The sequence below is a fragment of the Yoonia sp. genome, assembly GCF_014859355.1.
In the GTDB taxonomy this organism is placed as follows: Bacteria; Pseudomonadota; Alphaproteobacteria; order Rhodobacterales; family Rhodobacteraceae; genus Yoonia.
In genome coordinates, this window is record NZ_JACUUJ010000010.1 from 30,888 (window position 1) to 53,512 (window position 22,625).

Genomic DNA, 22,625 nt, shown 5'->3' on the forward strand with positions numbered 1-22,625 from the left:
GGCAGGGTATGCAGTGTCAACGCCACGCACCCGCGTGGCCAATCAAGGGATCGTTTTATGCTGAAACATGTTACATTTTTGGGGTCTGCCGCCCTGTCATTGGCACTGGCCACCAGTGCAACGGCCCAAGACGTGACCGCAGACACCGTTGTGGCCCGCGTGGGTGAAACTGAAATCACCATGGGTCAGGTCATTATCGCCCGCGCACAACTGCCACAGCAATACGCACAATTTCCCAGCAGCGTGCTGTTTGATGGCATTATTGATCAGTTGATCCAGCAGCAGCTTTTGGCCGATGCGCTGGAAACGGTCCCGAACCGGATCGAATTATCCCTGCAAAACGAACGCCGCGCGATGCTGGCGGGTGAAGTCATCAGCGCAATCACGCAGACCGCCGTGACCGAAGACGCACTGCAAGCCGCCTATGACGCCCGCTTTGCAGATGCCGAAGACATGACCGAATTCAACGCCTCGCACCTGCTTGTCGAAACCGAACAAGAGGCAATCGCCGCCAAGGCGCGCATCGACGATGGTGCAGAGTTTGCCGATGTGGCGCGCGATGTGTCAACAGGCCCGACCGGGCCAAACGGTGGTAATCTGGGTTGGTTCAGTGCGGGCGCGATGGTGCCGGAATTTGAGAATGCGATCATGGCGCTGAACGTGGGTGAAGTGACCGCACCATTCCAGACACAGTTTGGTTGGCACGTGGCCACGCTGAACGAAATGCGTGTGCAAGCGCGCCCCAGCCTTGACGATCTGCGCCGCGACCTGACCGCAGAATTGCAAGAAGCCGCCGTGACAGCCCGTCTGGATGAACTAGCTGCCGGACAAGAGATCGTCACCCCTGCGGAAGGCGATTTTGACCCCGAAACCATCAACAACCTTGATCTGCTGGATTGATGACCATGGCCATTTCCCCCCTTGCCCCTGCGGCCTTTCCTGACCTGCCTGTAATTGATGGTGTGACATTTGCCGCAGCAGCGGCCGGTGTCCGCTATCAGGGGCGCACCGACGTGATGCTGGCGATCCTTGCACCCGGCAGTGCGGTGGCAGGGGTGTTTACACGCTCTGCCACACGGTCAGCCCCAGTGCTGGATTGTCAGGCCAAAATCGGCGGTGATCCGTCAGGCCCTGCTGCCATTTTGGTCAACTCTGGAAATTCAAACGCCTTTACAGGGCGCAACGGGGTCGAAGCTGTCGCAGCGCTGACCAGCGCGGTGGAACAGGCAACCGGGGTGGCACAGGCGCGGGTGTTTACCGCATCAACCGGGGTGATCGGTGAACCGCTGCCCTATGACAGGATTACCGCGAAACTGGCCGATCTGGCCGCACATCAGGATGCCGCCAACATCAGCGATGCCGCCCGCGCGATCATGACGACCGACACCTTTCCCAAAGGCGCCAGCGCCACGGTCAATGTGGCGGGTAAACAGGTTAAAATTGCAGGCATCGCCAAAGGCTCTGGCATGATCGCGCCAGATATGGCGACCATGTTGGTTTATATCTTTACCGATGCGGTGATCGGGCAAGCGGGATTGCAAGCCTTAGTATCGGGGATCAACGACCAGACATTCAACTGCATCACGGTAGACAGCGACACTTCGACCTCGGACACGCTGATCATGGGGGCGACGGGGGCATCGGGGGTTGATGTAACCGGCAACGCCCATTTTACGCAGGCGCTGCATGGCGTCATGCTGGACCTTGCCCATCAGGTCGTGCGCGATGGCGAAGGTGCGACCAAGTTCGTGACTGTCGATGTCATCGGTGCAACAGATGATTCCGATGCACGCAAGGTCGCCATGGCGATTGCCAATTCGCCGCTGGTCAAAACCGCGATTGCCGGACAGGACGCGAACTGGGGCCGTGTGGTAATGGCCGTGGGCAAATCGGGTGCAGCGGCAGACCGCGACCGTCTGTCGATCCGGTTCGGCGACATTACCGTGGCTGAAAACGGCTGGCGCGCGCCGGATTATTCCGAAGACGCGGCAAGCGCCTATATGAAAAACCCCGAATTGACGATCGGGGTCGATCTGAGGTTAGGCAATGGCCATAGCACGGTGTGGACCTGCGATTTGACGCATGGCTATATCGACATCAACGCTGATTACCGGTCATGAAAACGGTTTTGGTCGCGGCGGTTGCGCTGATTGATCCTGACGGGCGGGTGTTGCTGGCGCAACGCCCGACAGGCAAATCCATGGCAGGTTTGTGGGAATTTCCAGGCGGCAAGATCGAACCGGGTGAAACGCCCGAAGCCGCGCTGATCCGTGAATTACAAGAGGAACTGGGCATCGACACTTGGGCGTCCTGTCTTGCGCCGCTGACCTTTGCCAGCCATTCCTATGATGATTTCCATCTGCTGATGCCGCTGTTCGCCTGCCGCAAATGGCAAGGTGTGCCGCAATCGCGGGAAAATCAGGCGCTGAAATGGGTCCGAGTTGATCAGTTGCGCGACTATCCGATGCCTGCAGCGGATGTGCCGCTGATCCCGATCCTGCGGGACTGGCTATAAAAAATAGGGCGGCCCAGCAGGACCGCCCTTTAATTTTGCCTGTTGCGGTCCCTGCGTTACAGGTTGCGCTCAACCTCTTCGCGCTCGAAAATTTCGATCACATCACCAGGCCGAACATCGTCGTAATTTTCAAACGCCATGCCGCATTCCTGACCGGATTGCACTTCGGCAACTTCGTCCTTGAACCGCTTGAGCGTTTTCAGGGTGCCTTCGTGGATGACCACGTTGTCGCGCAGCAAACGCACACCGGCAGACCGACGCGCCACACCTTCTGTCACCAAACAACCTGCAACCTTACCAACATTGGAAACCTTGAACACCTCTTTGATGTTGGCGTAACCGATGAATTTCTCACGAATTTCGGCAGACAACAGACCAGAGGCAGCTTTTTTCACATCGTCAACAAGGTCGTAAATCACCGAATAATAACGGATTTCCACACCCTTCTGGTTCGCCGTCTGACGTGCCGGTGCATTGGCACGCACGTTAAAACCAAAGACCGGCGCGCCAGAGGCTTCGGCAAGGCCGATATCCGATTCCGTGATAGCCCCGACACCCGAATGCAGCACGCGCACGCGCACTTCTTCATTGCCGATCTTTTCCATCGCCTGGACAATCGCCTCGGCGGAACCCTGCACATCGGCCTTGACCACGATAGGCAATTCGCTGACGTTTTCGTTTTCCTTGGCATTGGCCATCAGTTGTTCAAGCGTTGTCGCCGCGCCAGCAGCTGCGCGTTTTTCTTTCGCAGCCTTTTCACGGTATTCAGCGATTTCACGCGCCTGCGCTTCGGTTTCAACCACGTTGAGAACGTCGCCAGCCTCGGGTGTGCCATGCAGGCCCAACACTTCGACAGGAACGGCAGGGCCGGCTTCCTTGACACGTTCGCCCTTGTCATTGATCAGCGCACGCACCTTACCGTATTGTTCACCCACAACAAAGATATCACCCTGATGCAGCGTGCCGTTCTGGATCAGCACCGTCGCCACAGGCCCGCGGCCTACATCAAGCTGTGCCTCGATCACGGCACCTTGGGCCGCACGATCCGGGTTTGCCTTCAGTTCCAGAATTTCCGCCTGAAGCGCGATGGCTTCCAACAGATTATCCAGCCCTTGCCCCGTCATGGCAGACACTTCGACATCCTGCACATCACCAGACATCTTTTCCACGACAACTTCGTGCATCAGCAGGTCAGTGCGCACCTTGTCAGGGTTTGCGGCAGGCTTGTCGATCTTGTTGATCGCCACGATCATCGGCACCTTGGCCGCCTTGGCGTGGTTGATCGCTTCAATCGTCTGCGGCATCACCGCATCGTCTGCGGCCACAACCAGCACAACAATATCTGTCACCTGCGCACCACGAGACCGCATGGATGTAAACGCAGCGTGGCCAGGGGTATCAAGAAAGGTCAGCATCGCGCCGCTGTCGGTTTTCACCTGATAGGCACCGATATGCTGGGTAATCCCGCCCGCTTCGCCGGCAACAACCTTTGCATTGCGGATCGCATCCAGCAAAGATGTTTTACCATGGTCAACGTGGCCCATGATCGTGATGATTGGAGGCCGGTTGACCAAATCTGCTGGCTTGTCCGCGATCTGAGCAATCACGTCTTCAACGTCGGCATCCGACACGCGAACAACCTTATGGCCAAATTCTTCGATGATCAGTTCAGCTGTATCGGCGTCAATCGTCTGGTTTTGCGTTGCCATAATGCCGTTTTTCATCAACGATTTGACAACATCCGCGACACGCTCGGCCATCCGGTTTGCCAGTTCCGAAACGGTAATCGCCTCGGGCAACTGCACGTCGCGCACGACCTTTTCACGCTCGACCTGACCACCCATTGCCTTGGCGCGGGCGCGGTCTTGTTTGCGTTTCATCGCAGCCATCGACCGTTGGCGGCCACCTTCGCGACCGGTCAATGCCTCGTTCAATGTCAGCTTGCCTGACCGGCGTACATCATCAACGCGACCCGGTTTTGCCTTGGCGGCCTTGTCACGCGGTTCCGCAATCCGGTCGGTCTTGCGCGGGGCAGACGACGGGCGCGAAACGGCCGTTTCGCCGGGCGCATCAACCTGTACGGCGATCGGTTCGTCTTCGACAGCCTTGGCGCGCGCGGCTTTTTCGCGCTTGCGTTCTTCTTCCGCGGCTTTGGCTTTGGCGCGTTCTTCGCGTTCGCGTTCTTCCGCTTCTTTTGCTTCCATCTCGGCGCGACGCGCCTCTCGCTCGGCGGTGCGGGCTTTTTCTTCGGCTTCACGCTTGGCAGCTTCGTCAGCCTCACGCGCGCGGGCCATTGCCAACGCTTTCATGCGCCGTTCAAGTTCGGCATCCGAAATGCCCGCAGGACGCTTGGACGGATCGCCGCCCAATGGCGATGCGCGCCCAGTGCCCGATTCAGGCTTTGCAGCACCCGGTTTGGGAACCACAACGCGCTTGCGCTTGGTCTCTACCACGACGTTCTTGGTCCGCCCGTGGCTAAAGCTTTGCTTTACATTGCTCGGGCGCGAGCCACCAAGGCCGAGTGTTTTTTTGCCGTCGTTATCGCTCATCTAGCTTCTTTATCCTTCCCGGAGGCTAACTCGCCACCGTTCCCTTCGCGCAATCCGCGTAGCTTTGTGGCTTCCTCTACAACACGATCACTGAGTCCACCAGCCGCAAGCGCGCCATGTATCACACTTTGCCGCCCAAATGCCAAACCCAATTCTGCTGCTGTCAAGCAGCCAAAGTATCTGGCGCCTTCGGGCGTCCATAATTTTGTCTTGCCCCGTTCCGACCCGTCAGAGGCCTGAACCAGCACACGAACCCGCGCACCGCCGGCAAGCCATCCTTTTACCTTCTCAAACCCGCAGACCGCAAGACCAGCCTTGCGGGCCAGCGCGATCAGGTCAACGACACGGCGGGCCAGCTGGCGTTCCACCTCGTCAGCGAGCCCGTCAGGCACCGTTAAAGGCTGTTTCGCGCTGCGCGAAAACTGGCCCTTTCGTGCGGCATCCAGTGCGGCACGGTCAGCGGTGACATACATCCCGCGACCGGGCAGCTTGACCAAGACATCCGGAACAACCTGATGATCTGGCCCCACGACAAAGCGGATCAGCCCGGCCTTTGGCTGGACTTCGCCTGTGACGATGCATTTGCGTTCTGCATCATCACGTTCCTTGTTGTGGCCACCTCGCGCCATATCTGACAACCGAAGACCTGCGATCAGGCCTCCGACTCCTCTGCTTCATCGTCTGTGGCATCCGCTTCAAGCTCAGCCGGGTCAACCCAGCCCAGCATGACGCGGGCCGTCATAACCATGTTTTGTGCTTCTTCCAACGACACTTCAAAAGGTTCCAACACCCCATCGTCCTTGACGCGTTCACCGTTCACCGTCGTCCAGCCGCCGGCAAGTTCCCAGTCAGCGCAGGTGGCGAAATCTTCCAGCGTTTTCACGCCATCCCTGCCCAGCGCCTCGAGCATTTGCGGGGTCAGGCCATCAAAGCCGATCAGGCTGTCTTCGACACCCAAGGCACGGGCTGCTTCCATCGCCTTCTTGTTCTGTTCTTCCAGATAATCCCGGGCGCGTGCCTGCAATTCACCGGCCGTATCTGCATCAACACCTTCGATGACGAGGAGTTCATCCTGCTCGACATAGGCGACCTCTTCCAGGCTGGTGAAGCCTTCGGAAACCAGAAGTTGGGCAAAGAATTCATCCAGATCAAGGGTATCCATGAACAATTTCGTACGCAGTTCAAATTCGGCCTGACGACGCTTGGATTCTTCTTCCTCGGTCATGATGTCGATATCAAGGCCGGTCAGTTGCGACGCCAGACGCACGTTCTGGCCACGGCGACCAATCGCAAGGCTCAACTGTTCCTCTGGCACGACCACTTCGATCTTGCCTGCCTCTTCGTCCAGAACCACCTTGGACACTTCGGCGGGTTGCAACGCATTCACAAGGAACGTCGGCATGTCTTCGTTCCATGGAATGATGTCAATTTTTTCGCCCTGCAATTCGTTCACAACAGCCTGCACACGACTACCGCGCATACCCACGCAGGCACCGACCGGGTCGATCGAGCTGTCGTAGGAAATAACGGCAATCTTGGCGCGCGAACCGGGGTCACGGGCGACCGCCTTGATTTCGATGATGCCTTCATAGATTTCGGGCACTTCCATCTTGAACAGTTCGGCCATAAATTCGGGCGCTGTGCGCGACAGGAAAATCTGCGGGCCGCGCTGTTCGCGGCGCACTTCCTTGATATAGCAACGAATCCGGTCGTTGGGGCGGTAGGCCTCGCGGCCAATCTTTTCGTTGCGGCGCAGCACGGCTTCACCGGAACCCACGTCAACAATGACGTTGCCGTATTCTTCGCGCTTGACCAACGCGTTGATGATCGTGCCAACACGATCCTTGAATTCTTCGTATTGCTTGTCTCGTTCTGCTTCGCGGACCTTTTGCAAGATCACCTGCTTGGCCGATTGCGCGGCGATCCGGCCCAGTTCGACGGGTGGGACCTCTTCGATCAGCTGCTGGCCGATCTCGGGGTTTTCCATATACTGCTGGGCCTGTTCGACCGTCATCTCTGCCTGATAATTTTCAAGCTCATCATCGGCGACCACGGTGCGGACGCGGGTGAACGTTGCCTTACCGGTCTTACGGTCGATGGACACGCGAATGTCCATTTCCGCACCATAGCGCGACTTGGCCGCACGGGCGAGCGATTCTTCCATCGCCTCGACAACCAGACGCGGTTCGATATTCTTTTCGCGGGCGACCGCTTCGGCTGTTTGCAACAGTTCCAGCTGGTTTGCGGATGTATATGCCATCAGGAGTTCTCCTCGCCATCAATGATGGTTTCAATTTCGTCAAATTGGGCTTCGTCAATCTGGCCCGCATTCTTGCGACCGCGCAACACATCGCGGATCAATTCGTCGGTCAGAACCAGCTTGGCATCTGACAGCCAGTCAAATTTCAGACCAATTGTGCCTTCTTCGATGGTAATCAGCACTTCATCGCCGTCGACCCCAGCCAACTGACCTTTGAACCGGCGGCGGCCGTCGACCAACATGTCCGTTTCGATCTTGGCCTCGAACCCGTTCCACTGTTCAAAATCCTTGAGGCGCGTCAGCGGACGGTCAATGCCAGGGCTGGACACTTCAAGGTTATATTCGTCCAAAATAGGATTTTCGACATCCAGAACCGCGCTTAGCGCTGTCGAAACATGGCCGCAATCATCAACTTCAATCGTGCCATCCGGCTTTTGCACCATGATCTGCAATATCGTGTCCTTGCCCGACATCAGCCGGACACGCACCACTTCAAACCCCATGTCTTCGACAACTGGGGTGATAATTTCGGCTATCCGGCGATCAATCGCCGCTTTCGCGATCAGGTCGTTCATATCTCTCACGCATAAAAAAACGGGCGCGCGGCCCGTTGATATTTCCCGGTGGGCCATGGTGGTGGAAGCCAAGGCGCCGCTGTTGATTGTTATATACGCAGTGTCACCAGAAACTGCAAGGGGCAAGCGGGTTCAACCGCTCGCCCCGTTTTCATCAGGCCATCAAAGACCTAGAAGTCGGTTCAATTCTGCCATGGCGGCGTCTGACAGATCGTCGCCATTGGTCAACACATCAAGGCTGGCTTGCAGCGCTGTTTCTGCTTCCAGGGCATCTGCCTGCGCCTTTTCATAATCAGCAAATGCGGCCAAGACAGCAGCATTAAAAGCGTCTTCGTCATAGGCTGGCGTTTCAGCGATTGGCTCTTCTTCGCCTTCAACCACCGGCAGTTCTTCCGGGATTGGAGCAGGGTATTGTTCTGCCCTTTCTTCGTCGGTCAGCGCCAACAAACTTAAATATTGATCGCCAGCAGCGGTTTCCAATGCAGCAAGTTGAGCATATTCCTGCTGTGCTTGCTGATAAACATAAAGCTTGCCCGGCATGCTGTTTGACGATGCATTTTCCAGCGCCTTCTGGTTGGCATGCGCCGCGTTCAAACCCTTGAGTTCACTTGCAACCTTACCGCGGTCACTGCCGCCGCGCGCTTTTGCGCTATCGCTCCGGGATTTGGCGCTTTTGCTCTTGTCCCGGCTCGAACTACTTTTGCCTTTGCTTTTGCCGTTACCGCCGGGGGCAGCAAAAGCTTCGCTTGGTGAAACTGAAACGAAAGAGACAGTTGCCACAGACAGCGCCAAGGCAAGAATGCTTGTTCCGGCGATTGATTTTTTGAAAAGATCCATGACGAATCCTCCTTTGGTTCATTCCCACACTGGCTTTGGGTATTCCCTTTACGATGAACTAACGCTGAACAAATCGTTATTGTCAGAAATGTGGCAATGCCAGGAAAAAGCATTTTATTCTTTTATTAACAAAAGCTTAGCTAAAAAACACAAAACGCCCCGCAATTCAGCGGGGCGTCCGGTTGGCAAATTTATGCGCATTAAGCAAGGGACCAGCGTTCCAACATGCGGTTGTTGTCCATCTGGGCCGTGTTCCCGATCACATCTGGCGTTGCGATCCGGCTGCCGACGGCCTGCACAAAGTTGGCGAACATCGGGATAATTACGCCGCCATCGTCACGCAGAATTTGCTGCATTTCGTAATACTGTTCGCGGCGCTTGTCGCTATCCAGTTCAGCGCGGGCCGCATACAGCAATTCCTGAAAGCGGGCATTATCCCACTGGCTGTCGTTCCACGGCACGCCAGCCTCGTAAGCAGATGAGAACATCCAGTCTTCGGTCGCGCGACCCGTCCAGTAGGATGCGCAGAACGGTTTTTTCAGCCAGACGTTCGACCAATAGCCATCGGCAGGTTCCTGCACGACATTGATATTGATGCCCGAAGGGGCCGCTGCCGCCTGATAAAGCTGAGCGGCGTCAACCGCGCCTTCAAACGCCGCGTTAGATGCGGACAGGTCTATATTGATGCTGTCCATACCGGCCTGCTGCAAATAGAACTTTGCCTTGTCAGGATCATAGGCCAACTGTTCCATATCCGCGTTATAATACTGGTTGGCGGGGCCAATCGGGCTGTCGTTGCCGACCTTGCCGTGACCCAACAGGATCTTATCCACCATTTCCTGACGGTTGATCCCGTATTTCAGTGCGCGGCGCACGTTGACATCATCAAAAGGTGCGGTTTGCGTCAGCATCGGGAAGGTATAATGCTGGTTGCCCGTCACCTCTTGCAGCCTGACACGGGGGTTTGCGCGCAGCAATGCTTCGGCCTTGAAATCAATCCGGTTGATTGCATCGACCTGACCGGTCATCAGCGCGTTCATCCGCGCGGTGTTGTCGTTGATGGCGATCAGTTCCACCTCTTCAAAGAAGCCGGCGCTGTCGCCTTTATAGTGGCTGGCCACTCGGCGACCGACAAAACGCACGCCCGGGTCAAAGGCCACGGCCTCATACAGACCCGTGCCGATCCCTTTGGCAATCGCTTCTTCGATCTGACCCGCAGGATACATCAACAGGTGATAATCCGACATCAGATAGGGGAAATCGGCGTTGCCGGCCTCCAGCGTGAACTGCACCTGATGTTCGGTGATCTTTTTCATCTCGGTGATGGCGGCAACCAGCGGCTGTGCGGCTGATTTCGAACCTTCGGCCACGTGCAATTGCAGCGATTCGATCACATCGTCGGCACCAAATGCCTTGCCATTATGGAATGTCACGCCTTGACGCAGGTTGAATGTCCAGGTTTTGGCATCGGCGCTGGCTTCCCAGCTTTCGGCCAGTTCACCTTGTAGCGATCCATCAGCGGCCACTTCTGTCAGCGCATCAAAGACACCGCCAAGTGCTGCAGCAATCATGAATACATCTGAATGCGTGCGGCCATCCCAGCTGTCAGATGTGTTGGCACCGGACAGACCGGCGGTAAACTTGCCACCACGGGTTTGCGCACGCAGTGGCATACCTGAAAGCCCCAGAACACCAGCCGCAACACCGGTTTTCAGCAGTCCGCGTCTACTTAGTCCACTCATTTTATTACTCTCCCATTTCGATCTTATCAGGGCCTTTTCGGCCTGTTTGCTGCCCAAAGGGCAGATGATTCGTACTACATCTTATCAAGCGCGGCATCGCCGATGTTATCAACTCCGCGTTCGGCCAGCAGATTGGTCAGCCAATCAGGGTCCATCTCAGGCACCGACGACAACAGAAGCTCAGTATAGGGGTCATGCGGTGGTTTGAACATGGTATCCTTGGGGCCCTGTTCCACCACATGTCCGTCTTTCATCACAACCACCTCGTCCGCGATGGCGCGCACCGTGGCCAGATCATGTGTGATGAACATGTATGTCAGTTTCAAGTCGTCCTGCAATTTGGCCAAAAGCCGCAAGATGCCTTCGGCGACAAGCTGATCCAGCGCCGATGTGACCTCATCGCAGATGATGAATTTCGGTTCAGCCGCCAGCGCGCGGGCGATTCCGATCCGCTGTTTCTGCCCCCCCGACAATTCGGACGGCAGGCGGTTGTAATATTCCGACGGTTCCAGTTCGATCTGTTCCAAAAGTTGGTGCACGCGCTTGCGTTTCGCCGAACCGGTCAAGCCAAGGTAAAAATGCACTGGCCGCGCGATGATCTGACCGATCGACATGCGCGGGTTCAGCGCGGTGTCGGCCATCTGATAAATCATCTGCACCTGCCGCAACTGGTCCTTGCTGCGCTTGCGATAATCAGGCGGCAGCACCTGTCCATCCAGCAAGATCTGCCCGTCACTGGGCGGCAACAGCCCTGTGATACAGCGCGCGGCGGTCGATTTGCCCGACCCGCTTTCGCCCACCACGGCCACTGTGCGCCCTTCGTGCATATCAAAACTGATGTCATGCAGCACCGGCACTTTGCCATAGGCGGCATCCACTTTTTGCAAACTGACAACCGGCACAGCCCCTGTGGACACGGACGGTTTCACAGGCCGCTGAAAACTGCGCACCGCCCACAGTGATTTGGTATATTCCTGCGTCGGGGCCGCAAGCATGGTGCGCGTGTCGGCGGTTTCAACTTCATCCCCGCGCAACAGCACTTTGATCCTGTCGGCCATCTGCGCCACGACCGCCAGATCATGCGTGATATAAATCGCCGCCGTGTTGAACTGTTCAACAATATCACGAATCGCGGCCAACACCTCGATCTGGGTGGTCACATCCAGCGCGGTTGTCGGTTCATCAAAGATAATCAGATCAGGCCGACACGACATCGCCATTGCGGTCATGGCCCGCTGCAACTGCCCGCCCGACACTTGATGGGGGTAACGAAAGCCAATGCTTTCAGGGTCAGGCAAGCGCAGCTTGGCATAAAGTTCGATCCCGTCCGCCATGCTTTCGGCGCGGGACATCACATGATGCTGCACCGGGCCTTCGACGTGCTGGTCGATCAGTTTATGCGCGGGGTTGAAACTGGCCGCTGCTGATTGCGCCACATAGGCGATACGCTTGCCCAACAGGCCGCGTTTGACTGCGGCAGAAGCCGTCAACAGATCAATCCCGTCAAATTCCACCGAACCGCCGCTGATGCGCACCCCGTCGCGGGTATAACCCATCGCCGCCAGCCCCAGCGTTGATTTGCCCGCGCCGGATTCACCGATCAGACCCAGCACCTCGCCTTTGGCAAGGGTCAGATCGACGCCGTTGATGATTGGTGTCCACACCTCGTCACTGCGGCCTTCCAGTTTGACACCGCGCATTTTCAACAGCGTTTCGGTCATTCTTTCAGCCCCGATGATCGTTGCAACATCCAGTCCACCACGAAATTCACCGCCACGGTCAGCATTGCAATGGCCCCCGCCGCCAGCAGGGGGGCTGTGGCCGCCAGTGGGGCGAATTGGGCGTAATTCACAAAACTGCCCAGATCACGCACCATCGTGCCCCAATCGGCCAGCGGCGGCTGGATACCGACACCAAGGAATGACAGCGCCGCGATGGTCAGGAACACAAAACAAAACCGCAGGCCAAATTCAGCCAGCAGTGGGGCCGTCGCATTGGGCAGGATTTCCTTGAACACCAGATAACCCATCCCCTCACCGCGCAGCTTGGCCGCCTCGATATAGTCCATGACCACGATATTCTGACCCACAGCGCGGGCCAGTCGGAACACGCGGGTGCTGTCGATCACCGCGATGATCAGCACCATGAAAACCGTCAGCGGAATGCCCACGCGCGGCGCCCAGACGCTGGCAATCGTCATCAGCAGCAACGCGAAAATCAACGACGGGATCGCCATCAGCACATCCACCGCACGCGATAGCACCTGATCCAGCCAGCCACCCAGCGTTGCGGCCAGAAACCCGAACGTGCCACCAAGGAAAAACGCAAGCAACGTCGTGGCAAAGGCAATGCCAACGGTGTTCTGCGCGCCATAGATTAGACGTGACAGGATATCGCGCCCGATCTGGTCGGTGCCGAATGGAAACGCCGGATCACCGCCCAGCGCCGGATCACCCCCCGGCACGATATTCGCGGCAACGCCCGGAATAATCTGTTCCTGCCCGTAAGGGGCCAGCCATGGCGCAAAGATCGCAACGAAGGCGTAGATCAGGATCATCAGAATACCGAAGGCAGCCGTCAGCGGCATGGCGCGGAACATCTTGCGGCTCCACGCTGTGCCGATGCTGCGGCCAGCCAGTCGGAACAGCCAGGCGACGGTGGCGCAGATAATGAACCCTTCGACGGCGATGCGCAGGAAAAAGAACTTGTTCGCCACCAGCGGATCGGCACTGTGCCCCTGCACATAAGCCCAAACCAGCCAGACCAGCGCGACAACCGCCAAGATATACCCATACGCCACGCCAAAAGGCATATCGCGGAAATAGGGCGCCTGCCGCGTTGCGGCCTGCCCCGCAAATCGGAACCCCCACGCCACGGCGGCAATCACAATCAGACCAACGGCAAACCAGATCATTTCGGATGCCTCATGCGCGGATTGGACAGGATCGACATGATATCCGCCGTCAGGTTCAGCAGGATATAGGCTGCGGCAAAGATCAGGCAGCAGGCCTGCACGACGGGAATATCGCGGATTTTCACGCTATCGACGAACAACTGCCCGATGCCGGGATAAACAAACACCACCTCGACCACGACAACGCCGGTGATCAGATAGGCAAGGTTTATCGCAATGACATTGATGATCGGGGCCAGCGCATTTGGCAGCGCATGGCGCACAATTACCCGCATCGGCGACAGCCCCTTGAGACGCGCCATTTCAATATAAGGTGACGCCAAGAGATTGATGATCGCGGCACGGGTCATCCGCATCATATGCGCCGTGACCACCAGCGTCAGCACCAACGCGGGCAGCATGGATTTCTCCAACCGCTCGCTAAAGGCCATGCCTGAATAAATGTTCGACAGCGACGGAAAGATCGGGTTCAGCACTGCCAGAAACAGGATCAGGATATAAGCAAGGAAAAACTCGGGGCTGGAAATCGACGTCAGCGTAAAAATATTTGCCGCACGGTCGAACACCGAATTGCGGTAAAGCGCGGCCAGAACACCAAGGATAATGGCAAAAGGCACGGCAATGACTGCTGTCACCGCAGCAAGGAACATGGTGTTTGCGAAACGTGGTGCGATCTGTGCGGCAACGGTCGTTGCCCCTGATGTGGTGCCGGTAAAACTGGCGAAATTGGCCTGCGCGAAACTGGTGCCCAGATCGCCTTGCACGACACCACCCAACCAGTCGAAATAACGGGTGATCAACGGCTGATCAAGACCCAGATCACGACGGATGGATGCCACAGCCTCGGGCGTGGCGCCCTGGCCCAGGATAGATTCCGCAAAATCCCCAGGCAAGAGGTTCACAGCCCCAAAAATCACCACCGATACGATCAGCAATGTCAAAATGCCCAATGCAAGGCGCTGCAATATAATTTTCAGGACACTGCCCAAAACAATATTTTCCCTGTTCTTTGGCCAGTAGATTAGCCACAGAGCCGCAACTGTAAAGCCTAAAGCCCAAGTACGCCCCTTTGGGACCCGATCGCATCCATTGTATGAACCAGTTCGGCGCTGATGCCCGGTTCTGACAACGCATGCCCTGCGCGGCCAATCATGGTCAGCCGCGCCTTGGGCCACATCTGCGCCAATGTGTGTGCCGAAACAGGCGGGCATATCATGTCATAGCGGCCCTGCACGATCACGCCGGGAATATTTGCAAGCTTTGCCATCTGCGCAGGATGCAGGATCTGCTGATCCTCGGTCAGAAAGCCGCCATTGTGGAAATAGTGGTTTTCCAGCCGGGCGAAGGCGCGCGCATAATCCGCAGGGCTTTCGCCTGTCATGCCGTCACTGTCGATGGATGCCAACGCATTTTCCCATGACGCCCAAGCGCGGGCATAACGTGTTTCCAGCGGAATATCCCCTGAAAACAGCCGCCGATGATAGGCCCCGATGAAATCATCTTGTTCATCCGACGGGATAAGTTCTGCGAATTTCTGCCACAGATCAGGCCAGAATTTGCCCGCACCGCCGCCATAGAACCAAGCCAGTTCCGGCTGCGTCATCAAAAATACACCCCGTAGGGTCAGCGCCGCCGCCCGATCAGGATGTGCCTGCGCATAAATCAGCGCCAGCGTTGCGCCCCAACTGCCGCCAAAGACGATCCAGCGGTCAATGCCCAGTGTTGCGCGGATCAGTTCGATATCGGCCACCAGATGCCACGTGGTATTCGCCACAACACTTGCATGGGGGCGTGACCGGCCACAGCCGCGCTGATCGAACAGGATAATCCGGTAAACATGCGGGTTGAAATAGCGCCGCATCGCCGGGCTGCATCCACCACCGGGGCCGCCGTGCAGCACCACGACAGGGATTCCATTAGGGTTGCCGCATTGTTCAACGTAGATGCGGTGCCCGTCGCCCACATCCAGCATCCGCTGATCAAACGGATCAATCGGTTGATAAAGATGCGCGCCTGGGCGCTTTTGTCCTACGACTTTGTCCATACTCACTCTATATCGCGTCTTGAAACGACTGACCATAATACAGCAGCAACCGGAGCCAACAAATGTCCGCGACCGCCACCAACACCGTCGATCCATCCGAGATTTCGAAATTCGAAGCGATGGCTGCCGAGTGGTGGGACCCCAACGGCAAGTTCAAGCCGTTGCACATGATGAACCCGGTCCGGCTGGATTACATTACCAACCAGATCGCCGCCGAATTCGGGCGCGATGTGTCCCAGCCGGAACCGTTCAAAGGGCTGCGTATCCTTGATATAGGATGCGGCGGCGGGCTGCTGTGTGAACCGATGGCGCGCTTGGGGGCCACGGTGGTGGGGGCCGATGCGGCCGAACGCAATATCCCCGTCGCACAGGTCCATGCCGAACAATCCGGGCTGGATATCGACTATCGCCACACCACGGCCGAAGCATTGGCCGCGGCAGGCGAACAGTTTGACATCGTACTGAATATGGAAGTGGTGGAACATGTTGCCGACCCGCTTGGCTATTTGACGGCCTGCCAGCAGTTGCTGAAACCCGGCGGGTTGCACTTGTGTTCAACGATCAACCGCAACCCAAAATCCTTTGCGATGGCGATTGTGGGCGCAGAATGGGTCATGCGCTGGCTGCCCAAAGGCACGCATGAATGGAACAAGTTCATCACCCCTGACGAATTGTTTGACCTGCTAACCAAGGCACGGCTGACGCCGGTAGATCGCAAGGGGTATGTGTTCAACTTTGCGCGGTTCACATGGTCGATTTCCGACCGGGATCTGTCCGTCAACTATGTCACGGCGGCGACCAAGCCAGCGGCCTGAAAATCAATCAAGCTGGCTCAGTTTCAGGCGCATTTCACGTAAGACAGGTAATGCGATGCGCACCTTGTCTTCACCCACCTTTGCCACAACATCGGCGATCACGGGCGCGATGGCAGCAAGGGCTGCATCGCGCGCGGATTGACCAGAGGGGCTGATTGCCACCATCTTGCGACGGGCATCATCCCAGTCAGGGCGGATATGCACCCAGCCAGCCCATTCAAGTTTATGCAACGTATTTGTCATGGCCCCGCGCGTGACATGAAATGTCTTGGCCAACTGCGCGGGCGACCGTTCCGAACCGGTATGGGCCAAGTGGTTCAACACAGAAAAATGCGACAGTTCCATCCCCCTGGGCAATACGCGCGCCATACTGGCACGGGCAAGCTGATCTACTGCCAGTATTTCACTGAACAGTGTCACAACAAGATGGTTCGACGAATCAGGCATCAAGGGCCTTCGAATGGGCGGTCATGTGCCAGCGCCGCGATACGTTTGCGGCTTTCTGCCACCTGTTTCAGGTCAAGATCAACCACAGCGACCCCCGGATCAGTGCCCATATCCACCAAGACATCTCCCCAGGGTGAAATCGCCATGGAATGCCCATAGGTTCGGCGCGGTTTGCCTTTTGTGGTTGCGTGTTCGCCGGTTTGGGCAGCAGCCAGCACATAACACCCTGTTTCAATGGCCCGCGCACGCAGCAAAGATTCCCAATGGGCGGCCCCTGTCACAGGCGAAAAGGCTGAAGGGATCAAAAGCATTTCTGCCCCCGACTGCGCCAAGGCGCGATACAGATAAGCAAAGCGCAAATCGTAACAAATGCTTAGGCCAAGCATGGCAAAGGATGCATCAGCGACAACCGCCCGTGTGCCGGCGCGATAGCCCGCAGATTCGCGATATCTTTCGGTTTCAGACACTGTGACATCGAACATATGTATTTTGTCATAACGGGCAACGATTTGCCCCGCCGGGTCAATCAGAAACGATCGGTTTGCAAACCGCCCGTCCGGGTCATCGGTTTTAAGCGCAAGCGACCCGATGGACAACCACACACCATGCAGGATCGCTGCTCTGCGCAGCCCTGCAAGCGTGATATCAGCGTCTTCATGCTGCAAAACCGCGCTTTGCTGCGCCCTGTTTTGCGACACGCAATTGGTAACTTCGGGTGTCAGCACAAACTGCGCGCCCAGCCCTGCCGCCTGCGCGACCAGATCAAGAGTGACCGGAAGGTTTGCCGCCGGATCATCGCTGGCGTTCAGTTGTAGCAACGCCGCTTTCATGCTGTCAGCATGGCGTCCAGCTTGCCTTGGCGGTCCAGCCCCAACAACTGGTCGCAACCACCGACGTGTTTGCCGTTGATAAATATCTGCGGCACCGTGCTACGGCCCCCTGCGCGCTGGATCATCTCGCCCCGACGTTCAGGTTGGGCGCTGATATTTACCTCGGTAAAACTGACGCCCTTGGCCGTCAACAATCGTTTGGCCATATGGCAAAACCCACAGGTCGGCTTTGTGTAAATTTCAATCATGCTCATTGGTGGACCCCTAAAAATGCACGTTGCGCTATACTTAGGTATCTTTGACGACCCGTGCCAGTGCAATGACAGAGACATCTGTTGCACCATCTGCGCAAAGCGCTTCGGTGCAGGCCGCCAATGTGGCCCCGGTGGTCATGACATCATCCACAAGCAACACCGATCTACCGCTGACCGCTCGCTTCCGTTTAGGGTGCGGCACGATGGCACCGGCTAACGCGGCAAAGCGTGCATCGCGTGTGTGCCCTTCCAACGGTTTGGTCTTTCTGGGTCGCAACAGCGCATCGACGCAGACGGGTTTATCCAGCACACGCCCCAACGCCTGCGCCAAAAGCGCCGCCTGATTATAACGGCGGCGCGTCAATCGCTGCCAATGCAACGGCACTGGCACCAAAACAGTGTCATCCCGCAACAGCGGTCGCGCCGCGCGTGCCATCCACAGGGCGGCTGGCCGGGCAAGGTCCGTTCTATCACCATGTTTTAGCGCCAACACCAGCCGCCGCCCGATACCGCCGTACACCAGCACGGCACGGCCCTGCGACCACGGGCGCGCAATGGTCATGCAATCATCGCAATGCACCACCTCGCCTTGGTCCTCACCCGGCAAAGGTGCGCCACATCTGTCACACACTGTCCCGCCGATAAACTGCGTTTCGCGCCAACAGGCCCCGCAAAGTCCAAACTCTGCCTCTGTCTGCGCATCACACGCGACACATTGCGCGGGGTAGATGGCGCGAATCACGCTTTGCAACCGCATCTTTGCACCCTAAATGATGGGGCATGACACAATCGCCCCAACTTGTTGATCGCACCGCGCTGCTGCGCAACCGCGCCCGTGCGCAGGCCGAATCACTATTTTTGCACGAAGCCAGCGCCGCTGAGGTTCATGAAAGACTCAATGAGGTTAACAGAACCTTTAAATCAGTCGCGATCGTGACGGGTTTTCCTGATTTCTGGCGCGGCCAATTTCCCGATGCGACGGTGGTGCACGATGATGACACGCTGGCGCTGCGACCGGGTGTGCATGACCTGGTCCTGCACACTATGGCGCTGCACTGGGCAAATGACCCAGTGGGGCAGTTGGTGCAATGCCGCCATGCGCTGGAACCTGACGGTTTGTTGATCGCGATGTTTCTGGGGGGGCAAACCCTACATGAATTGCGCCGGTCGCTGGCCGAAGCCGAGGCGATGATCACCGGTGGCCTTTCGCCCCGGATTGCACCCATGGGGGAAATCCGCGACCTTGGCGCACTTTTGCAGCGGGCGGGTTTTGGGTTGCCTGTTGCTGATGGCACAACGCTGACCGCCAGCTATGCAAATGCGTTCCATCTGATGCATGATCTGCGAAAAATGGGCGAAAACAACGCGCTAGTGGGGCGGCCACGTCACATCACGCGGCGCAACATCCTCACCGAAGCCTCGTCGATCTATGCCGCCAATTTCCACAATGACGCTGGCCGCGTCGATGCGACCTTTGACATCATCACCCTAACCGGTTGGGCACCATCGGAAACACAACCGCAACCTTTGCGACCAGGCAGTGCAAAAATCAGGCTTGCCGATGCGCTGGGCACTGTCGAGACACCTTTAAATACGTCCAAATCTTGATCTTGCGCGTATTACATTTAATTCGGTTGAAAATCACGATACGTAAAGGGTCATGAAAATGTTCGATGCACACAGCCAGTCCGCTGAACGGCCAGCCACATGCCCCATGCATGCACCCGATGATCACCCAAAGGTCAAACCGGCGCGTGTCGGTATCCTGTTGGCCAATCTCGGCACGCCTGACGGCACAGATTACTGGTCGATGCGGCGGTATCTGAACGAATTTCTGTCGGACAAACGGGTTGTCGATTATTCTGCATGGATCTGGCAGCCGCTGTTGCAGCTGATCATTCTGACCAAACGACCCTTTTCGTCCGGCGCTGCTTATAAATCGATCTGGAACGAAGAAGACAACGAAAGCCCGCTGCTCACGATTACCAAAAAACAGACCGCCGCGATCAAGGCGCAGATGGTTGACCGTTACGGCGATGACGTGCGGGTTGATTTCTGCATGCGCTATGGTAACCCATCCACCAAATCCAAAGTCCGTGAAATGGTCGATGCGGGATGCACCAAAATCCTGTTTTTCCCACTTTATCCGCATTATGCTGGGGCCACATCCGCCACCGCTAACGACCAGTTTTTTCGCGCGCTGATGGATGAAAAATGGCAACCTGTCGCGCGTGTTGTGGAACCCTATTTCGAAGAACCCGCCTATATTGAGGCATTGGCCCAATCTATTGAGAAAGCCTATGCAGATGCCGAAACCAGACCGGAAAAGTTGGTGTGTTCCTACCACGGTGTGCCCGAACGGTATCTGCGCGAAGGCGACCCATACCATTGCCAGTGCCAGAAAACGACGCGCCTGCTGCGCGAACGGCTGGGTTGGGACAAGACACAGATTGTTACCACATTCCAATCACGTTTCGGCCCTGAAGAATGGTTAAAACCTTACACAGTTGAAGAGGTTGCGCGACTCGCCAAAGAAGAAGGGGTGAAAAACATAGCCGTTTGTGCACCTGCTTTTTCAGCGGACTGCATCGAAACGCTTGAAGAAATCAACGAAGAGATCAAGGAAAGCTTTGAACATGCGGGCGGTGAACATTTCACCTATATTCCCTGCCTGAACGATGATGCATCACATATCGACGCATTGTCGGGTGTCATTGAAAAGAACCTGAAAGGCTGGTTGGGCTAAAACCCCGCATTTCGGCTTTTTTGGCGGTTTCCCGTCCTAATCTGGCCTCAAATCAACCATATTCAGTGGATAGGAACCCTATTTGTAGTTCTTATTTTTCGCGCAATTTTTGCGCACTGAAGGTATTTTTCAGATGACTGCGGCGCAGAATTTTCCAGTGGACCAACCGCTATCAGAACCGACGGAGGCTTTGTCAAAGGGAAGTCTGCTACTTGGCGATCAATTCACGATTTTGCGCAAACTTGGCAATGGCGGTTTTGGCATTACCTACCTCGCCAATGACAACTATCTGAACCGGAATGTTGTCATAAAGGAATGTTTTCCAGAAATTTTTTGCCGCCGCACGGGAACAAGTGTTCAGGTGCGGTCTGGCACAAATATGGAAAAATTTCGTTCGATCGTCACCATGTTTACCCGCGAGGCCCGCAGCATCGCAAAATTGCGACACCCCAATATTATCGGGGTTCACCGTGTTTTTGAAGACAACGACACCGCCTATATGGCGCTGGACCTGATTGACGGGCAAACGTTGCTGGAAATCATTCAAGATGACAGGCGAAAATTATCCCCCCGACAGGTGCAAGATATCTTGATCAAGCTGCTGGACGCCATCCAGACGGTGCATGATCAGGATTTACTGCATCGCGATATTTCGCCCGATAATATTTTATTGGACAAATGGGGAAATCCCGTTCTGATCGACTTTGGCGCCGCCCGCGAAGAAGCAAGCCGCAAGACACGCGCGCTTTCCAGTGTGCTGGTCGTTAAAGACGGGTATTCACCGCAAGAATTTTATTTTACCGGCGGCAGTCAGGCAGCCAACAGTGACCTCTATGCCTTGGCCGCAACGTTTTATCACCTGATCAGTGGCAAGCCTCCGCCGAACAGCCAGGTCCGCGTGGCAGATATCGCAGCTGGCAACCCCGATTCGTGCAAACCGCTTTCTGGCCGTTTTCACGATTACGACGCTGTTTTTCTCAAGGCAATCGACAAAGCCCTGAGCGTTTTGCCAAAGGAAAGGCTGCAATCTGCCACAGAATGGCGCGAACTGATCGACGATGGCAACACACACAGCAGAAAACATGTTGCACTGCCCCCGATCGACCAAACGCTGGAAAAAACACTTTCGCGCCTGGTATTGGAAACGAATGAACATTTACGAAAATCACAAGAGCCGCCTGAACAACCCAGTGAATCCCCGAATAAAGGGTCACACTTGTCCCCGCCGGCTTGGGTGCATGATTTTAACGCAGAAACAATGCAGCGCGCACACGCCCTGCAGGGAATGTTTAGCCGCCTCGGGCATGATTACCGTCAAGATATCCATGAACCCGCGATTGCGGGCCGCAGCACTTTCAGGTCCGTGCTGCGGCTCACCCGCTATTTCGCAGCGGCCTTGATCCTCGCGCTGATCACATACACAGCGATTTTGACCGTCTATACGACTTAAATCAAAAGAACCTGTGTGCCCACTTTGGTTAATTCATAAAGCTCGGCGATTTGTTCGTTGTAAAGACCAACACAGCCGTTGGACGACCGCCGACCGATTTTGCGCGTATCATGGGTGCCATGAATCCGGTAATACTGCCATGAAAGATGAAGCGCATGCGTGCCCATCGGGTTATCAGGGCCAGGGCCGATAAAATCGGGCCATTCGGGGTTTCTGATCTTCATCGCAGGTGTCGGCGCCCAAGTTGGGCCTTCAACCTTGCGGGTGATTTCCGTCCGCCCTTTGCGCGTCAAATCTTCGCTCAGCGGAACGCTAGTGGGATAAAGCTTGTAAATCGCTTCATCTTCAGACCAGAAATGCAGCGCGCGCGACTGGATATCAACCAGAACAGCGCCGTTTCTCAGGTTACTGAAATAGGGCTGCCAATCCAATGATCGGAAACTGGAAATATTCCGCTGGACGGCTTGGCTGATGTCGCCCTCCATCTCGGTCGTTCCTGCTGTTTGCCCGGCAGCGCCGGTGCCAACAACTGCGGCTGTCGCAGCAATAAACCCACGACGAGAAAAAGTATATGGCATCATGACCTCCGAATGGTTGAAATTACGTTCAACATCAGTGTTATTGTGTCTTGCTCGCAACCTCAATTC

At 56.4% G+C, this 22,625-nt stretch carries 22 protein-coding genes; 7 read left to right on the forward strand and 15 right to left on the reverse strand.

The genetic code is table 11. The annotated features are described in order from the left end of the window. Nucleotides 1–57 precede the first annotated feature (57 nt). Genes IBX59_RS05640 through mutT form a run of 3 tightly spaced genes read left to right on the forward strand, consistent with a single transcriptional unit; the run spans nucleotide 58 to nucleotide 2,515 of the window. Complete coding sequence (locus tag IBX59_RS05640) at nucleotides 58–900, forward strand: peptidylprolyl isomerase (protein ID WP_296373294.1); 843 nt, start codon at nucleotides 58–60, stop codon at nucleotides 898–900. 5 nt (nucleotides 901–905) lie between these two features. Then, a complete protein-coding gene (gene argJ, locus IBX59_RS05645) occupies nucleotides 906–2,120 on the forward strand; it encodes a bifunctional glutamate N-acetyltransferase/amino-acid acetyltransferase ArgJ (RefSeq protein ID WP_296373295.1) in 1,215 nt (404 codons plus the stop codon). After that, a complete protein-coding gene (gene mutT / locus IBX59_RS05650; RefSeq protein WP_296373297.1) occupies nucleotides 2,117–2,515 on the forward strand; it encodes an 8-oxo-dGTP diphosphatase MutT in 399 nt (132 codons plus the stop codon). The genes argJ and mutT overlap by 4 nt, the downstream gene beginning before the upstream one ends. A 56-nt stretch (nucleotides 2,516–2,571) precedes the next feature. Here mutT and infB read toward each other — a convergent pair whose 3' ends face one another. From infB to pip, 10 genes are all read right to left on the reverse strand, one after another. Next, on the reverse strand, nucleotides 2,572–5,064 hold the full coding sequence (gene infB / locus IBX59_RS05655) for a translation initiation factor IF-2 (protein ID WP_296373299.1): 2,493 nt from the start codon (nucleotides 5,062–5,064) through the stop codon (nucleotides 2,572–2,574). Beyond that, complete coding sequence (locus IBX59_RS05660; protein ID WP_296373300.1) at nucleotides 5,061–5,693, reverse strand: RNA-binding protein; 633 nt, start codon at nucleotides 5,691–5,693, stop codon at nucleotides 5,061–5,063. The genes infB and IBX59_RS05660 overlap by 4 nt, the downstream gene beginning before the upstream one ends. 23 nt (nucleotides 5,694–5,716) lie before the next feature. Further along, nucleotides 5,717–7,324: a transcription termination factor NusA gene (nusA, locus tag IBX59_RS05665; RefSeq protein WP_296373302.1), complete on the reverse strand. Its 1,608-nt coding sequence runs from the start codon at nucleotides 7,322–7,324 to the stop codon at nucleotides 5,717–5,719. Next, entirely contained in the window at nucleotides 7,324–7,899 is a 576-nt protein-coding gene (rimP, locus tag IBX59_RS05670; RefSeq protein WP_296373305.1) for a ribosome maturation factor RimP, read from the reverse strand. Before rimP ends, nusA begins: the two co-directional genes overlap by 1 nt. Nucleotides 7,900–8,061: 162 nt before the next feature. Next, nucleotides 8,062–8,736: a hypothetical protein gene (locus tag IBX59_RS05675; protein WP_296373307.1), complete on the reverse strand. Its 675-nt coding sequence runs from the start codon at nucleotides 8,734–8,736 to the stop codon at nucleotides 8,062–8,064. 200 nt (nucleotides 8,737–8,936) lie between these two features. After that, nucleotides 8,937–10,478, reverse strand: a complete 1,542-nt coding sequence (locus tag IBX59_RS05680; RefSeq protein ID WP_296373309.1) for an ABC transporter substrate-binding protein — start codon at nucleotides 10,476–10,478, stop codon at nucleotides 8,937–8,939. 74 nt (nucleotides 10,479–10,552) lie between these two features. Next, on the reverse strand, nucleotides 10,553–12,199 hold the full coding sequence (locus tag IBX59_RS05685) for an ABC transporter ATP-binding protein (RefSeq protein WP_296373311.1): 1,647 nt from the start codon (nucleotides 12,197–12,199) through the stop codon (nucleotides 10,553–10,555). Continuing rightward, nucleotides 12,196–13,392 (reverse strand): ABC transporter permease, encoded by a 1,197-nt coding sequence (locus tag IBX59_RS05690; protein WP_296373313.1) that lies wholly within the window; start codon nucleotides 13,390–13,392, stop codon nucleotides 12,196–12,198. The genes IBX59_RS05685 and IBX59_RS05690 overlap by 4 nt, the downstream gene beginning before the upstream one ends. Beyond that, nucleotides 13,389–14,381, reverse strand: a complete 993-nt coding sequence (locus IBX59_RS05695) for an ABC transporter permease (protein WP_296373315.1) — start codon at nucleotides 14,379–14,381, stop codon at nucleotides 13,389–13,391. Before IBX59_RS05695 ends, IBX59_RS05690 begins: the two co-directional genes overlap by 4 nt. A gap of 59 nt (nucleotides 14,382–14,440) precedes the next feature. After that, nucleotides 14,441–15,436: a prolyl aminopeptidase gene (gene pip, locus IBX59_RS05700; RefSeq protein WP_296373317.1), complete on the reverse strand. Its 996-nt coding sequence runs from the start codon at nucleotides 15,434–15,436 to the stop codon at nucleotides 14,441–14,443. 62 nt (nucleotides 15,437–15,498) lie between these two features. Here pip and ubiG point away from each other — a divergent pair, with 62 nt between their 5' ends. Further along, nucleotides 15,499–16,251: a bifunctional 2-polyprenyl-6-hydroxyphenol methylase/3-demethylubiquinol 3-O-methyltransferase UbiG gene (ubiG, locus tag IBX59_RS05705; protein ID WP_296373320.1), complete on the forward strand. Its 753-nt coding sequence runs from the start codon at nucleotides 15,499–15,501 to the stop codon at nucleotides 16,249–16,251. Between the two features lie 3 nt (nucleotides 16,252–16,254). Here ubiG and IBX59_RS05710 read toward each other — a convergent pair whose 3' ends face one another. Genes IBX59_RS05710 through IBX59_RS05725 form a run of 4 tightly spaced genes read right to left on the reverse strand, consistent with a single transcriptional unit; the run spans nucleotide 16,255 to nucleotide 18,539 of the window. Further along, nucleotides 16,255–16,698, reverse strand: a complete 444-nt coding sequence (locus tag IBX59_RS05710; RefSeq protein ID WP_296373322.1) for a MarR family transcriptional regulator — start codon at nucleotides 16,696–16,698, stop codon at nucleotides 16,255–16,257. Continuing rightward, the gene (locus IBX59_RS05715; RefSeq protein ID WP_296373324.1) at nucleotides 16,698–17,528 is read right to left on the reverse strand and encodes a carbon-nitrogen hydrolase family protein; all 831 of its coding nucleotides are present in this window, start codon (nucleotides 17,526–17,528) and stop codon (nucleotides 16,698–16,700) included. The genes IBX59_RS05710 and IBX59_RS05715 overlap by 1 nt, the downstream gene beginning before the upstream one ends. Further along, nucleotides 17,525–17,782, reverse strand: coding sequence for a glutaredoxin 3 (gene grxC / locus IBX59_RS05720; RefSeq protein WP_296373325.1), 258 nt, complete (start codon nucleotides 17,780–17,782; stop codon nucleotides 17,525–17,527). The genes IBX59_RS05715 and grxC overlap by 4 nt, the downstream gene beginning before the upstream one ends. A 34-nt stretch (nucleotides 17,783–17,816) precedes the next feature. Beyond that, a complete protein-coding gene (locus IBX59_RS05725) occupies nucleotides 17,817–18,539 on the reverse strand; it encodes a ComF family protein (RefSeq protein WP_296373326.1) in 723 nt (240 codons plus the stop codon). A 23-nt stretch (nucleotides 18,540–18,562) separates the two neighbouring features. Between IBX59_RS05725 and IBX59_RS05730 the strand changes: the two genes are divergently transcribed. The 3 genes from IBX59_RS05730 (at nucleotide 18,563) to IBX59_RS05740 (ending at nucleotide 21,978) form a co-directional block, all read left to right on the forward strand. Beyond that, nucleotides 18,563–19,390 (forward strand): SAM-dependent methyltransferase, encoded by an 828-nt coding sequence (locus IBX59_RS05730; protein ID WP_296373327.1) that lies wholly within the window; start codon nucleotides 18,563–18,565, stop codon nucleotides 19,388–19,390. Nucleotides 19,391–19,442: 52 nt separating this feature from the next. Next, a complete protein-coding gene (gene hemH, locus IBX59_RS05735) occupies nucleotides 19,443–20,528 on the forward strand; it encodes a ferrochelatase (protein ID WP_296373328.1) in 1,086 nt (361 codons plus the stop codon). Between the two features lie 133 nt (nucleotides 20,529–20,661). Continuing rightward, on the forward strand, nucleotides 20,662–21,978 hold the full coding sequence (locus tag IBX59_RS05740; RefSeq protein ID WP_296373329.1) for a serine/threonine-protein kinase: 1,317 nt from the start codon (nucleotides 20,662–20,664) through the stop codon (nucleotides 21,976–21,978). On the opposite strand, the gene IBX59_RS05745 is transcribed toward IBX59_RS05740, so the two are convergent. Continuing rightward, entirely contained in the window at nucleotides 21,975–22,556 is a 582-nt protein-coding gene (locus IBX59_RS05745; RefSeq protein ID WP_296373330.1) for a L,D-transpeptidase, read from the reverse strand. The genes IBX59_RS05740 and IBX59_RS05745 overlap by 4 nt on opposite strands. Between the last annotated feature and the right edge of the window lie 69 nt (nucleotides 22,557–22,625).